This is a genomic window from Microbacterium sp. AG1240 (genome assembly GCF_003635115.1).
Lineage (GTDB): Bacteria > Actinomycetota > Actinomycetes > Actinomycetales > Microbacteriaceae > Microbacterium.
This window is the reverse complement of the sequence record NZ_RBXJ01000001.1, coordinates 192,770-205,213: the sequence shown is the minus strand read 5'-3', so window position 1 is coordinate 205,213 and position 12,444 is coordinate 192,770. Positions and strand designations below refer to the sequence as shown.

At 67.9% G+C, this 12,444-nt stretch carries 10 protein-coding genes; 3 read left to right on the top strand and 7 right to left on the bottom strand.

Going from position 1 to position 12,444, the window contains the following annotated elements; all coding sequences use genetic code 11:
- Positions 1-3 precede the first annotated feature (3 nt).
- The 3 genes from DEU34_RS00965 to DEU34_RS00955 are packed head-to-tail and all read right to left on the bottom strand — an operon-like array spanning position 4 to position 4,295.
- A complete protein-coding gene (locus tag DEU34_RS00965; protein ID WP_121148011.1) occupies positions 4-1,764 on the bottom strand; it encodes a dipeptide/oligopeptide/nickel ABC transporter permease/ATP-binding protein in 1,761 nt (586 codons plus the stop codon).
- Positions 1,761-2,699 carry an ABC transporter permease gene (locus DEU34_RS00960; protein ID WP_121148009.1) on the bottom strand — a complete coding sequence of 313 codons (939 nt, stop codon included), beginning with the start codon at positions 2,697-2,699 and terminating at the stop codon, positions 1,761-1,763. Before DEU34_RS00960 ends, DEU34_RS00965 begins: the two co-directional genes overlap by 4 nt.
- Positions 2,700-2,750: 51 nt before the next feature.
- Positions 2,751-4,295: an ABC transporter substrate-binding protein gene (locus DEU34_RS00955; RefSeq protein WP_121148007.1), complete on the bottom strand. Its 1,545-nt coding sequence runs from the start codon at positions 4,293-4,295 to the stop codon at positions 2,751-2,753.
- Positions 4,296-4,412: 117 nt separating this feature from the next.
- Here DEU34_RS00955 and DEU34_RS00950 point away from each other — a divergent pair, with 117 nt between their 5' ends.
- Entirely contained in the window at positions 4,413-6,065 is a 1,653-nt protein-coding gene (locus DEU34_RS00950; protein ID WP_259459989.1) for a sulfatase, read from the top strand.
- Positions 6,066-6,067: 2 nt separating this feature from the next.
- Positions 6,068-7,849, top strand: coding sequence for a sulfatase-like hydrolase/transferase (locus tag DEU34_RS00945; RefSeq protein WP_121148002.1), 1,782 nt, complete (start codon positions 6,068-6,070; stop codon positions 7,847-7,849).
- Between the two features lie 26 nt (positions 7,850-7,875).
- On the opposite strand, the gene DEU34_RS16395 is transcribed toward DEU34_RS00945, so the two are convergent.
- Genes DEU34_RS16395 through DEU34_RS00925 form a run of 4 tightly spaced genes read right to left on the bottom strand, consistent with a single transcriptional unit; the run spans position 7,876 to position 11,162 of the window.
- Positions 7,876-8,232, bottom strand: a complete 357-nt coding sequence (locus DEU34_RS16395) for a DUF202 domain-containing protein (RefSeq protein ID WP_259459988.1) — start codon at positions 8,230-8,232, stop codon at positions 7,876-7,878.
- Positions 8,229-8,582 carry a YidH family protein gene (locus DEU34_RS00935; RefSeq protein WP_121148000.1) on the bottom strand — a complete coding sequence of 118 codons (354 nt, stop codon included), beginning with the start codon at positions 8,580-8,582 and terminating at the stop codon, positions 8,229-8,231. Before DEU34_RS00935 ends, DEU34_RS16395 begins: the two co-directional genes overlap by 4 nt.
- Before the next feature lie 28 nt (positions 8,583-8,610).
- Entirely contained in the window at positions 8,611-10,119 is a 1,509-nt protein-coding gene (locus DEU34_RS00930) for a sulfatase (protein ID WP_121147998.1), read from the bottom strand.
- A gap of 17 nt (positions 10,120-10,136) precedes the next feature.
- Positions 10,137-11,162, bottom strand: a complete 1,026-nt coding sequence (locus DEU34_RS00925) for a LacI family DNA-binding transcriptional regulator (protein ID WP_121147995.1) — start codon at positions 11,160-11,162, stop codon at positions 10,137-10,139.
- 119 nt (positions 11,163-11,281) lie between these two features.
- On the opposite strand from DEU34_RS00925, the gene DEU34_RS00920 reads away from it, so the two are divergent.
- Positions 11,282-12,325, top strand: coding sequence for a formylglycine-generating enzyme family protein (locus DEU34_RS00920; RefSeq protein WP_183042296.1), 1,044 nt, complete (start codon positions 11,282-11,284; stop codon positions 12,323-12,325).
- Positions 12,326-12,444 lie beyond the last annotated feature (119 nt).

Here is a 12,444-nt window from a genome sequence, read left to right as displayed (position 1 = left end):
CGCTCACGAGGGGTCTTCCTCACTGGTCGCCGGCACGTAGGTGCGCACGGGGCCCTCGTCGAGCATCGACGCGAGCAGTGTCTTTGTATAGGCCTCTACAGGCCGGCGGAGGATGGTGTCGACGTCGGCCGTCTCGACGATGCGGCCGTGCTGCATCACCGCGACCCGGTCGCAGATGTCGGCTACGACGCCGAAGTTGTGCGTAACGAGCAGCACGGCCATGTTCGATTCGCGCTGCAGGTCGCGGAGCAGGTCGAGTACCTCGGCCTGAACGGTGACATCGAGAGCGGTCGTCGGCTCGTCTGCGATGAGCAGCTTGGGCTTGCCCGCCACCGCCCCGGCGATGAGTACGCGCTGCGCCATCCCGCCGGAGATCTCGTGGGGGTAGGCCCGGAACGTGGCCTCGGGATCGGGAATGCCGACTCGCGCCAGCAGGTCGAGAGCGTGCTTGCGAGCCTGGCTTCGCGACATCTTCAGCCGCGCGCGCAGGGGCTCGGTCAGCTGCCGGCCGATTCGGAAGCTGGGGTCGAGATTACTCAAGGGCTCCTGCGGAACGTACGCGATGTCGAACCCGCGCAGCTGGCGGCGACGCGACGCGTCGAGCTGTGTCAGCTCCACACCGTCGAGGAGGATCGAACCTCGCGAGACCCACCCACCCTCGGGCAGGAGCCCGAGTACGGAGAACGCCGTCTGAGTCTTCCCTGAGCCGGATTCTCCGACCAGACCCAGCACCTCACCGGGCGCCACGTCGAGCGAAACATGGTGCACGACCGTGTTCTGATCGTCGCCGACGCCGTAGCTGACTTCGAGGTCGCGCACCGACAGCAGCGCCTCCTCGGGTCGCGCGGCGATAACACCGGGCTCGGCCGGCGTCGGGCGCCCGGCCTTTCCCGCCTTGCCGCCACCGCGGTCTTCGAGAGCATCGCGCATGGCGTTGCCGAGAAGGATCAGCGCCATCGTCGTCAGCCCGATAGCGAGGCTCGGCCAGAGGACGAGCGTGGGCGAGACGAAGATGCGGCGGAACCCCTCGTTGAGCATGCCACCCCAGGAAGGCACCGAGCTGTCGGTGATACCGAGGAACTCCAGGCCTGCCTGCACGGAGATGGCGATGCTCGCCAGACGTGCCGACTGGATGATGACCGGAGCGCGCACGACGGTCAGCACATGGCGACCGATGATGCGCCCGTCGCCGAGTCCGGCCACCCGGGCCGCATCGACGTACAGTTCCCCGCGCACGCTCTGAACGGCTGCGCGGACGATACGGAAGACCCCCGGGGCGAGCAGCACACCGAAGACGGCCATGGAGACCCATACCGATGGCCCGGCGACGGCCCTCACGGCGAGGAGCAGGACGATGCCGGGGAGGGCCATGTTGAGGTTGTTCACCCAGTTGGCGACGGCGTCGAACCGCCCCCCGTAATATCCGGCGATCAGTCCGGTCGGAAGCCCGACCACGAGGGCGACGACGAGGGCGAGGGCAGCACCGGCGAGGTTGATCTGGGCACCCCAGAGCAGCCGGCTGAGCACGTCGCGCCCGGAGGCGTCGGTCCCGAGCAGATGGGCGGCGCTCGGATCCTGCATCGCCTGCCGGAGTTCGACGAGGCTCGGATCGGGGAGCGGCAGGAAAGGAGCCGCCGCAGCGCCGAGGATGATGATGAGCAGCACGATCGACGCAGAAACACCGAGCGGATTGCGCAAGAACCGGTGGAATGCCCCCGGCCGAGTGCGTCGGGCCGCGGCCACGATGGTTGTTGTCTGACTCATGAGAGCCGCACTTTCGGATTGAGCCAGGCGACGGCGAGGTCGACCAGCAGATTGACGACGACGACGATGACGACGTACGCGAGCACCGTGCCCAGCACGAGAGGCACGTCTGTACGCACCGAAGCCTCGATCGCGAGACTGCCGAGCCCGGGTATGGCGAAGATCTGCTCGATGACCACGGCGCCGCCGAGAATTCCCACCACCTGCACCGCGAGAGCGGTCAGACCGGTCGTGGAGGCGTTCCGCAGCACGTGCACGAGCACCACCCGCACCTCGGAGAGGCCGCGGCTGCGAAGTGTTCTGACGTAATCCTGTCCGAGCGCGGAGATCATCGCGCTGCGTACTTGCTGGGCGATACCGGCGACGGCGACGATCGTCAGCGCCGCGACGGGCAGCGTCAGGCTGCGCGCCCAGGCCGCGGGGTTGACGGTGAGGTCGGTATACCCGGTGGCGGGCAACCATCCGAGCTGGATCGCAAAGATCGTCACGAGGAAGAGGGCGATGATGAACGCGGGCAGCGCGTCGCCGAGGGTGGTGACGAACTGGAGCGTCTTGTCCACCCACCCGCGCTTGACAGCCGAGAGCACACCGACGGCGAACCCGATGATCCCGCTGAGCAGGGTCACGAGGACGACGAGGGCGATCGTCACCGGCATGCGGGTCGCAAGCGCTCCCCACACCGACTGCGTCGTGAAGAGCGACTGGCCGAGGTCGCCGGTGAGTGCCCCACCGAGCCAGTCGAAGTACTGGACGAAGACCGGCCGGTCGAAGCCCAGGGTCGAGTTCAGCTGCTCGACCTGCTCGAGGCTGGCATTCTCGCCCAGCACGTTGCTCGCCACCTGATCGAACGCGGGCGAAAGCAACAGGAAGACGATGAGGGACGTCGCGAAGACGAGCGAAACCGCCGAGGCGAGACGCTTGAGGAGGAAGGGCATGGGGTTGTCTCCGACGGAGGCGGGGGCCCGCACGCAGGCCCCCGCCTCGGCTCAGTTTCCGCTCGGCGAGTAGTTGTAGATGGACGGCACGGCCTGCTGCACCTGCGGCTCCACGGTGATGGTGTTGCCGAAGAAGATGAAGTTGTCGGGCCGCATGACGGGAGCGAACCAGACGTTCTCAACGACCCACTCGTTGATCTCCCGCGATACCGCGGCCTGTCCGGCCTCGTCCGCGAGCGGGTACTGCGCGATCAGCGCTTCGAGCTCGGGGTCGGTCGAGCCGAGCGGGTTCCACGGCGCGTCAGGGGCGAGGAGGAACTGCGTCGTGTTCCAGTCGGGCCGCTGAGCGAGGTTCATGAACGCCAGCGGGAACTCACCCCGCTGCATCGACGGCACGGCTTCACCCGGCCCCCACTGGTGGCGGTCGACAGTCACGCCGATGTCCTCCCAGTTCTGGATGATGGCGTCGTAGATGACGGGTTCGAAGACGGGGCTGATGGGCAGGGTGATCCGAAGGTCGGCCGCTCCTGCGGCGGCGAGCAGATCCTTCGCCCGCTCCGGGTCGTAGGCGTAGGCATCCTCGAGGGACTCGTCGTATCCGTCGGTGTCGGGACCGAAGACCTGGGACGTGGTCTGCCCGAGTCCCTCCCAGCCGACGTCGACCAAAGCCTGTCCGTCGATGGCTATTGCGAGAGCCTCGCGCACTCGCACGTCCGCCAGCTCGGGCACAAGGGCGCCGTCGCGATCGAAGAAGAGGATGCCGCCCCAGTTGACCGAATACGCGTCGGGCGCGTTCAACCCTGCTCCCTGGGCCTGCAGAGCGGATGCCGCGCGGTTCAGCGACGCGGTATCGATCTGCCCCGAGGTCAAGGCGTTCAAGCGAGCAGTCTCGTCCGGAAGGATGCGGAACTCGACGGCGTCGAAGGGCAGCGGGTCTCCCCAATAGTCGTCGTTGCGGGTGAGCTTGATCGTCGAACCGACGACCGATCCGCTCGCGTCGAGAACGTAGGGCCCGGACCCGACCGGAGACGCGGCAAGATCGGGAGAGTCGAGTGCCGCAGGACTGGCCATGTACCCGCCCGCGTTGGAGAGGTTCGACGCCAGGTCGGGGTCGGGCGACCCGAGCACGAGGGTGACGGAGTCGGCGTCGACCACCTCGACGGAGGCGATGCTCGCGAGGTTGCTCTGGAGCGGGCCGTTGGCCGTCTGGAAGTGCTCGATGTTGGCTTTCACCGCTTCGGCGTCGAAGGGCGTGCCGTCGGTGAACGTGACGTCGTCGCGCAGCTCGAGATCGAGCGAGAGTCCGTCGTCGCCCATGGACCACTCCGTGGCCAGCATGGGGCTGAGGTCGCCGTTGGGCTCGCGCTTGATGAGCGTGTCGTAGACCGACTGGTAGACGGGTGCGAGGTGCCCCTCGTTCGCCTGAGCCGGATCCCAGCTGGAGGGTTCCTGCAGCGAGCCGATGGTCAGGAGCGGCGCGGTAGAGGTTCCGTTCGCATTCTGAGGCTGAGCAGACTCACCTCCACTGCACGAGGAAAGCACCATCGCGGCGGCGGCCGCGGCGGCGAAGAGGGCCAGTGGTCGGGTGATTCGCATGAGGACTCCTACGACGTCGTTGTGGGGAGGCGTGAACACACGGTGCTGTGTGCGGTGCAAGCGCTTGTAATACTAAATAGCGTTCAGTAGTTTTGGCAACACGCTAGATTCTGGAGGATGACGATGACGTCGCCGAACATCGTGTGGATCAGCACCCACGACATCAACCCTCATATCGGGCCCTACTCCGATCTCTGGCCAGGAGCCGAAGTGCCGCCCACTCCGCGCCTGGATGAGCTCGCTCGTCAGGGTGTCCGCTTCGATCAGGCGTTCGCCGCGGCCCCCGTCTGCGCGCCGTCGAGATCGGCGATCATGACCGGCTGCTATCCGACGGCGATCGGCACCATGCACATGCGCACCAAGGCCGTCCCTCCGCCCGAGACCCGCCTGCTCGCGGAGTACTTCCGCGCGGCGGGTTACTACACGACCAACAACTGGTTCACCGATTTCCAGGTCGAGACCCCTCCGACAGCGTTCGACGACTGCTCCGCAACGGCGCACTGGCGCGACCGCCCCGAGGGGGCGCCGTTCTTCGCCGCGTTCCACAGCCTGATCACCCACGAATCACGCATCTATGGCGACGCGATGCACGCGGAAGCCACCGCGACTCTTTCCGCGGAGGAACGGACCGACCCTTCCGAGGTTCCCGTGCCGCCGTACCACCCCGACACCGCCGCGACGCGTGCGTCGTGGGCCCGTTACTACGACCTGGTGATGGCGATGGACGTCTGGGTGGGCGGGATCCTCGACCAGCTCGACGAGGACGGCCTCACCGACGAAACGCTCGTCGTGTTCTGGAGCGATCACGGCGCGAGCTTTCCCGGCGCCAAGCGATGGGCCAGCGAAGCGGGCCTGCGCGTGCCGCTGCTGGTGCGCTGGCCCGGGAAGATCGCCCCGGGAAGCCACCGACCCGAGGTCGTCCAGATGCTCGACCTCGCCCCGACGATGATGCACGCCGCAGGCCTGAGCGTGCCCGCCCATATGCACGGGGTGCCCCTCTTCTCGCCGGACGGGCAGCCGCTCGCCGCCGCACCATACGCATACGGCGCGCGCGACCGCATGGACGCACAGGAGGACACCGTCCGGACCGTGCGCGACCAGCGGTACCGCTACACCGTGAACATCCACCCGGACCGCTCCGCGATGCAGTACAACCACTACCCCGACCACGTGGGTACCTGGAACGAGCTGCGACGACTCGCCCACGAAGAGGGTGAGATGCTGTCGCTCGGTCACGTTCCCGCACTCCTCACTGATCCTCAGCGCTCCCTCGTGTCTGCGGGTCGCCCGGCGGAGGAGCTCTACGACATCGCCGACGACCCGCACGAGACACGCAACCTCATCGATGATCCCGCCCACCATCCGGTGCGAGAGCGACTCCGTGGCGCGCTCGACGCGTGGCGGAGCACGCATCCGGATCTCGGCGTGGTGCCCGAGACGGAACTCCTCGCGCAGTGGCGGCCCGGCGGAGCCTCCCGCCCGACTTCGACGCCGGTTGCGAGGTCCGACGCCGACCTGGTCACCGTCGCCTGCGATACGCCGGGGTCATCCATCGCCTGGACCACTTCACCCCCGGTAGCCGCTCGCGAGCGGAGCAAACTCGAGATGCAGACGGGAGCACCGCTGCCCGACGGACGCCGCTGGCACCTGTACACCGGGCCCTTCACGCCTCCGCGCGACGCGGAGGTGTGGGTCGGCGCATGGCGCCTCGGCTATGCCCCCAGCGCAGAGGTGCGCCTGCCGTCGGCCATCACTACGGAAGGCTCCTGATCATGCGCGCCATCGTTCTCATGTTCGACAGCCTCAATCGCCGCATGGTGCCCCCGTTCGTCGACGCGGCCCCCGCCGACCTGCCGCAGTTCCGGAGGCTCGCGTCGAGGTCCGTGGCCTTCGACCGGTTCTACGCCGGCTCCATGCCCTGCATGCCCGCGCGACGTGAGATGCACACCGGCCGGCACAACTTCCTCCACCGCGGGTGGGGTCCGCTCGAGCCCTTCGACGACTCTGCGCCGGAAATTCTTGGCAAAAACGGGGTGCACACCCACCTGGCCTCCGACCACGTGCACTACTGGGAGGATGGCGGCGCGACATACCACACCCGGTTCTCGACATGGGAGTTCCTCCGCGGCCAGGAGGGCGACCCGTGGAAGGGTGTCGTCGGGGCGCACGATATCCGGCTGCCTCCTCCGCAGCGCATGCGTACGCAGGATGAGGTGAATCGGCGCCACATGGCGACGGAGGCGACACACTCGCAGACCCGCACGGTTGATGCCGGGTTGGAGTTCCTCGAGACGAACGCCGAGGCCGATTCGTGGATGCTGCAGATCGAGCTGTTCGATCCTCACGAGCCGTTCTTCGCCTCCGAGAGGTTCCGGTCCGCGCGAGGCCTCGACCCCAACGCCTCCTCTGACTGGCCGGCCTACCGCAAGGTTCTTGAGGACGACAATCACGTCGAACGAGTACGCGACGAATACCTCGCCTTGCTGGACCAGTGCGACCATTCCCTCGGGCGCGTTCTTGATGCCATGGATGCCCACGAGATGTGGGACGACACCATGCTGATCGTCAACACCGACCATGGCTTCCTGCTCGGCGAGCATGGCTGGTGGGCCAAGGGCGTCATGCCCTGGTTCAACGAGCTCGTGCACGTGCCGATGTACCTGTGGGACCCCCGCGAACGGCGCGCGGGTGAGCGCGATGAACGACTTGCACAGACGATCGACATCCCCTCGACACTCCTGGACTTCTTCGGCGTCCGCCGGCCGGATGACATGCAGGGCCTGCCGCTGACCGCCGATGCCCCCGTGCACGACGGCGCACTCTTCGGTGTGCACGGGGGTCACGTCAACGTCACCGATGGCCGGTTCGTCTACATGCGCGCCGCCGAGGATGCGAGCAATCGGCCTCTGGAGGAGTACACGCTCATGCCGACCAGGATGCGCGCGCGGTTCTCCGTCGACGAGTTGGCGTCCTGGGAACCGGCAGAGGCATTCTCGTTCACGAAAGGACTGCGTACGCTGCGCGTGGACAGCCCGACGGGCTGGCTCAATTCCTGGGGTCACGGCACCATGCTCTTCGACCTCGCCACAGATCCCGCCCAGCTCGATCCGGTCGTCGATGACCAGACAGAGTTGCGCATGGCGCAGCTCCTGGTGGATCTCATGCGTCGGAACGACGCCCCCGCCAGCCAGTTCACCCGCCTGGGATTGCCGGCCGCGGGCGAGGCGGAGCACGTCCATCTCCGCGCGCGGGCCGACCGCGAGCGCGCCCTGAGCATCGCCGAGCCTCTCCCGAGGGAAAGCGACCTGGCTGCCCGCGACCTGCTCACGCTGCCTCTGGCCGACGTCCTGTCCGAACCCGCCCGCCGCGAGGTCGTCGCGCGCTACGCGCCCGATCTCGTCCACACCGAGATGATCGGCCTGGGTCGGGGCGCGAGCATTCTGACAATCGCTGGCCGCGCCGGGATCAGCGCGCAGACCCTTCGCGACCTCGACCGCGACCTCGATGCCGCCCGTCGTCGAGCCTCGCGCGACGACGGGACGGGGGCTCCCTGACGACCGCCTTCGTCCGCGGACGCGGGTCAGCGCAACATCCGCTCCACTCCGACTCCGACGACGAACGTCGCCGCGGATGCACCCATGACCACCAGCGCAAGGGCGATCAACGCCAGGGTGGAGCCGTCGCCGGGCAGCCTGCCGTCACGAGCCAGACGATCATGGGCGCGTCGGTAGCGGCCTGCCGCGCGAACATACGCGATGCCTGAAGCTGCCATCCCCACGACCCCCAGAAGAGCCGCCCACACGCCGATGGCGTCGCCGGCGAAGCGCACCATCACGGCGCACCCGACCGCCAGGGCGAGGCAGGTGCGCCGCCAGGCCAAGAGAGTCCGCTCCGGCTGGAGTCCGGGGTCGAACGGCGTCTCGGTCGGAGTGCTCATAGCAAGAAGCCGAGGGCGAGAAGGATGACCGCGGCGACGACCCCGATGACGATGACAAGTCCGCCGGTCGGGGCGGGCAGGGCTCGGTTCTCGCGGAGGGCGGCCTCGGTGCGCAGCCAACCCACCCAGGACTGAACGGCAGCGAGCACGCCGAGCGCGACGAAGACGAGAGCCGCGGCGAGGCGGAACCCGGGCGAGATCGGCACCTCGAGCGCCTCCAGGGCTACGCCCGCGGCGAGGAGTGCGAGCGATGTGCGAACCCAGGCGAGAAAGGTGCGCTCGTTAGCGAGGCTGAACCGCGCGTCGGGTTCGTCGCCACGGCGGTACACCGATCTTGGAAAGCGGGTCATGGACGGCGCTCCGGCAGGGAGGGCGGGATCAACTCGTCGACCTGATCCGCGCAGCGTACGCCTCGACCCGTCGGAGCACCGTGGCGTCGTAAGGACCCCACTGCGGATGCGGCGTTCCCGGTCCGCCGTAGGGTTCGTCGCCGTAGTGGCGCTGGTACTGTCCCAGCTTCTCCTCCAGCATCGCCCGCGTCTCGGCGTACGCAGGATCGTCGGCGACGTTGCGCATCTCGTCGGGGTCGACTCCGAGATCGTAGAGCTCCCACTCCGCCTCGAAGAGACGCTTCGACGCACCGGGCACATCCAGGCCCGCACCGTAGTAGCGGATGAGCTTGTAGCCTGCCGTGCGAATGCCGTAGTGGGCGGGCGCGGAGTGGATCGGGTCGTCATGCTCCCAGTAGCGGTAGTACGCCGCATCCGGCCAGTCTTCGACCTGCTCGCCTCGCAGGAGAGGGAGGAAGCTCCGCCCCTGCGAGGTGGGGAGGCCCTCGGCCGCATCGACCCCGCAGGCGTCGAGGAAGGTCGCCGCGAAGTCGACGTTCGTGATGATGGCCTCGCTCCGGCTGGCGGGGGCGATCTCGGCCGGCCACCGCACGAGCATCGGCATCTGCAACGACGGGTCGAACATCAGACGCTTGTCGAACCAGCCGTGATCGCCGAGGAAAAATCCCTGGTCGGACGTGTACACGACGATCGTGTTCTCGGCGAGACCCCGCTCGTCGAGATGGTCGAGCAGACGGCCCACGTTGTCGTCGATGGACTGCACGCACTGCAGGTAGTCGCGCATGTAGATCTGATACTTCCACCGCATCCGCGCCTCGCGGTTCTGCGGGCCACGCAGGTGATCGGGCACCTCGGTCTTGAGGTCGTCGGCTCCCATGTCGTCGGCGATGGTCATGTGCACGCCACGGACGGCCTGACTGCGCGTAGCGTGATCATCGAAGAACGTGTCGGGTTCGGGAATCGTTCCGTCGGCGTAGAGGTGCGCGTGCTTCTCATCGGGGATCCACGGACGGTGGGGAGCCTTGTGATGCACCATCATCGCGAACGGCTCGTCCGCGCTGAGGCTGTCTATCCACTCGATGGACAGGTCGGTGACGATGTCGGTGGCGTAGCCGGGGACGACCGCCGTGCCGCTCTCGTCGATCATCTCGGGGTCGACGTAGTCGCCCTGCCCGGGGAAGATCTTCCAGGTGTCGAACCCACGCGGTAGCGACACCCCCTCCTCGCCAAGATGCCATTTCCCGAACATCGCCGTCTTGTAGCCGCGGTCGTGCAGCACCTCGACGAAGGTCGGCACGCGGTAGTCCAGATGAGTCCAGATCGACGAGACCCCGTTGACGTGACTGTACGTGCCCGTCAGGATCGATGCTCGCGACGGGCTGCAGATCGAATTCGTGCAGTAGACGGCATCCATACGCATGCCCTCTTGAGCGATGCGGTCGAGGTGGGGTGTCCTGTTCACACGGCTGCCGTAGGCCGAGATGGCGTGCGCGGCGTGGTCGTCCGACATGATGAAGATGATGTTCGTGGGGGGCATCGGTGTCCTCGTTCGGTTCATTCGTGTGTCGTCAGTTCGGGCGTGAGAAGAATGCGCTCGGGCTCGTCGTGACTCAGCGAGGTCACGAGACGAGCAGATTCGCGCCCCGCCCGCTCGAGCGGGAGGCGGGAGTAGGCGAGACCCGGCCAGAGGCCCTCCGACAGCGATCCCGCCGCCAGCGCGGTGACTCGCACGTGCGAGCCGGCCTCTCTCGCGGCCCGGTATGCGGGCTCGGCGTCGGCCCCCCATGCGCACAGGACGGCCGACGACGCAGCACCGAAGCCGCTGAGCGCCTCGACGATCCGCTCCGCGAGCTCGCGCGACCGCGCAGGCCAGGCCGTGCGATCGGCATCCAGCCGAGACAGCGCCGCGGGCCCGAGTCCGCTCGAGAAGGGATGCACCCGAACCCCCGGGTGCTCCTGTTCCGCGGCGACGATCGCACTCGCCCGCATGCTCTCGGCGGCGGAGTCGATGTCGGGGCGTACGTACAGCACGTGCTCGACGCCGCGGCGAGCGATGTCCGCCAGGGCCTGCTGCACCCCCACCGCGTAGTCGAAGTCGACACTCGCGTACGCGGCATCCGCGGGCGATGCGCAGTCGACGGCGACGAATGGCACGTGATGCTCGACGACGGCTCGGGAGAGATCGTCGGGCACCCCCTGGTCGTCGTGGCCAACGAAGACGAGGCCGTCGAGGAGCCGCCCGCGCACCTCATCGACGGCGGTCGCGGCATCCGGCTCGTCGATCACCGCGAGCCGGAACCCGCGCTCGCGGAGTCCGCTCGCCAACCCACCGGCGATCGCGGCGTAGCGGGGGCTGGCGAGCGGCTTGCCGAGCACCATACCGACGGTGCGGCTGGCCTGCGATCTGAGCGATCGGGCCACACCGTTCGGCACGTAGCCGATCTCTCGTGCCGCTCGGCGGACGCGGGCCTTCGTGTCGTCCGCGAGCGCGATGGTGCTCGTTTCGTTGAGCGCATACGAGACGGTCGAGACCGATACGCCCGCCAGACGGGCGACGTCTTTCATTGTGGGTCGACCCATTGCGCGCCCTCCCGCCACTGTCTCGCCGCCCTGATGCGACGGACTCAGACTATCGATTCAATCGTTTGAGTCAAGGATCCTCCACCCCTTCCTCTTCGCGCGCGACCTAGAATTGAGGGATGATCAGCCCGGATGACCGTGAATCCGACAGTGGGAGAGCCGACGCCGGATGCGCGAGCGAGTCAGGGGGCGCCTGCGCGTGCGGAGCACCGCCGCGCGGCTCGCTGCTCTCGATCGGCCGGCGCGATGCCGAACAGACGGTCCCGCATGCCGACGCTTCCGGCACACGCCTCGTGCCGCAGGTGCGCATCCCCGCGGGGGTGTTCGTGATGGGTGACTCTTCGGGCGACCGCAACCCGGGCGATGGCGAGAGCCCCCTCCACGAGGTCGCAATCGATACGTTCTCGATCGATGCGACCACGGTGACGAACGAGGAGTTCGCCCGGTTCGTCGCCGCGACCGGGTACCGCACCGAGGCCGAGAGATTCGGGTTCTCCGCCGTCTTCCACCTTGCGCTCGCCGCCTCACCGGCGGACATCTTGGGTCAGCCGCCCGGAACACCCTGGTGGCTGGGCGTGCGCGGCGCCGACTGGGCGCACCCGGGAGGGCCGAAGTCCTCGCTCGAAGGGCTCGGCGAGCACCCGGCCGTGCACGTGTCGTGGAACGACGCTCAGGCGTACTGCGCGTGGGCGGGACGCCGCCTGCCGACCGAGGCCGAGTGGGAGTACGCGGCGCGCGGCGGTCTCGGCGGTGCGAAGTACCCCTGGGGCGACGACGAGCCCGGCGTCGGCGGCGCCTGGCGAGCGAACATCTGGCAGGGCGAGTTCCCTCGAACGAACTCTCTGGACGACGGGTACCTGACGACCGCCCCCGCCCGCTCGTACGAGCCCAACGGCTTCGGTCTCTGGCAGTGCGTCGGCAATGTCTGGGAGTGGTGCGCCGATGCGTTCGATGCGGCGTACTACGGGGCCTCTCCCGCGTCGAACCCCCCGGGCCCTGCAGCGGGAGACGTCCGTGTCCTCCGCGGCGGCAGCTACCTGTGCCACATCTCATATTGCAATCGCTACCGGAATTCGGCGAGGTCGCAGAACACGCCTGATTCCTCCATGGGCAACGCGGGCTTCCGCACCGTCTCACTCGACGCGCACGAGATGCGACGCTGATCCGCCATGATGGCCCGCCAGCGGTGCTCTCCGGCCGCGAAACGCGGGTGATCAATCTGTCGATCGGCGCCGGTCGCGTGGGTCGGACTCATAGCCTCTGATCGGGGGCGTCTCCGGGC

Excerpts from the sequence above, each read along its gene's own strand:
- DEU34_RS00930 (WP_121147998.1), bottom strand. The coding sequence starts at position 10,119 with ATGCCCCCCACGAACATCATCTTCATCATGTCGGACGACCACGCCGCG.
- DEU34_RS00960 (WP_121148009.1), bottom strand. The coding sequence starts at position 2,699 with ATGCCCTTCCTCCTCAAGCGTCTCGCCTCGGCGGTTTCGCTCGTCTTC.
- DEU34_RS00920 (WP_183042296.1), top strand. The coding sequence starts at position 11,282 with ATGATCAGCCCGGATGACCGTGAATCCGACAGTGGGAGAGCCGACGCC.
- DEU34_RS00935 (WP_121148000.1), bottom strand. The coding sequence starts at position 8,582 with ATGACCCGCTTTCCAAGATCGGTGTACCGCCGTGGCGACGAACCCGAC.
- DEU34_RS16395 (WP_259459988.1), bottom strand. The coding sequence starts at position 8,232 with ATGAGCACTCCGACCGAGACGCCGTTCGACCCCGGACTCCAGCCGGAG.
- DEU34_RS00955 (WP_121148007.1), bottom strand. The coding sequence starts at position 4,295 with ATGCGAATCACCCGACCACTGGCCCTCTTCGCCGCCGCGGCCGCCGCC.
- DEU34_RS00950 (WP_259459989.1), top strand. The coding sequence starts at position 4,413 with ATGACGATGACGTCGCCGAACATCGTGTGGATCAGCACCCACGACATC.
- DEU34_RS00965 (WP_121148011.1), bottom strand. The coding sequence starts at position 1,764 with ATGAGTCAGACAACAACCATCGTGGCCGCGGCCCGACGCACTCGGCCG.
- DEU34_RS00945 (WP_121148002.1), top strand. The coding sequence starts at position 6,068 with ATGCGCGCCATCGTTCTCATGTTCGACAGCCTCAATCGCCGCATGGTG.
- DEU34_RS00925 (WP_121147995.1), bottom strand. The coding sequence starts at position 11,162 with ATGGGTCGACCCACAATGAAAGACGTCGCCCGTCTGGCGGGCGTATCG.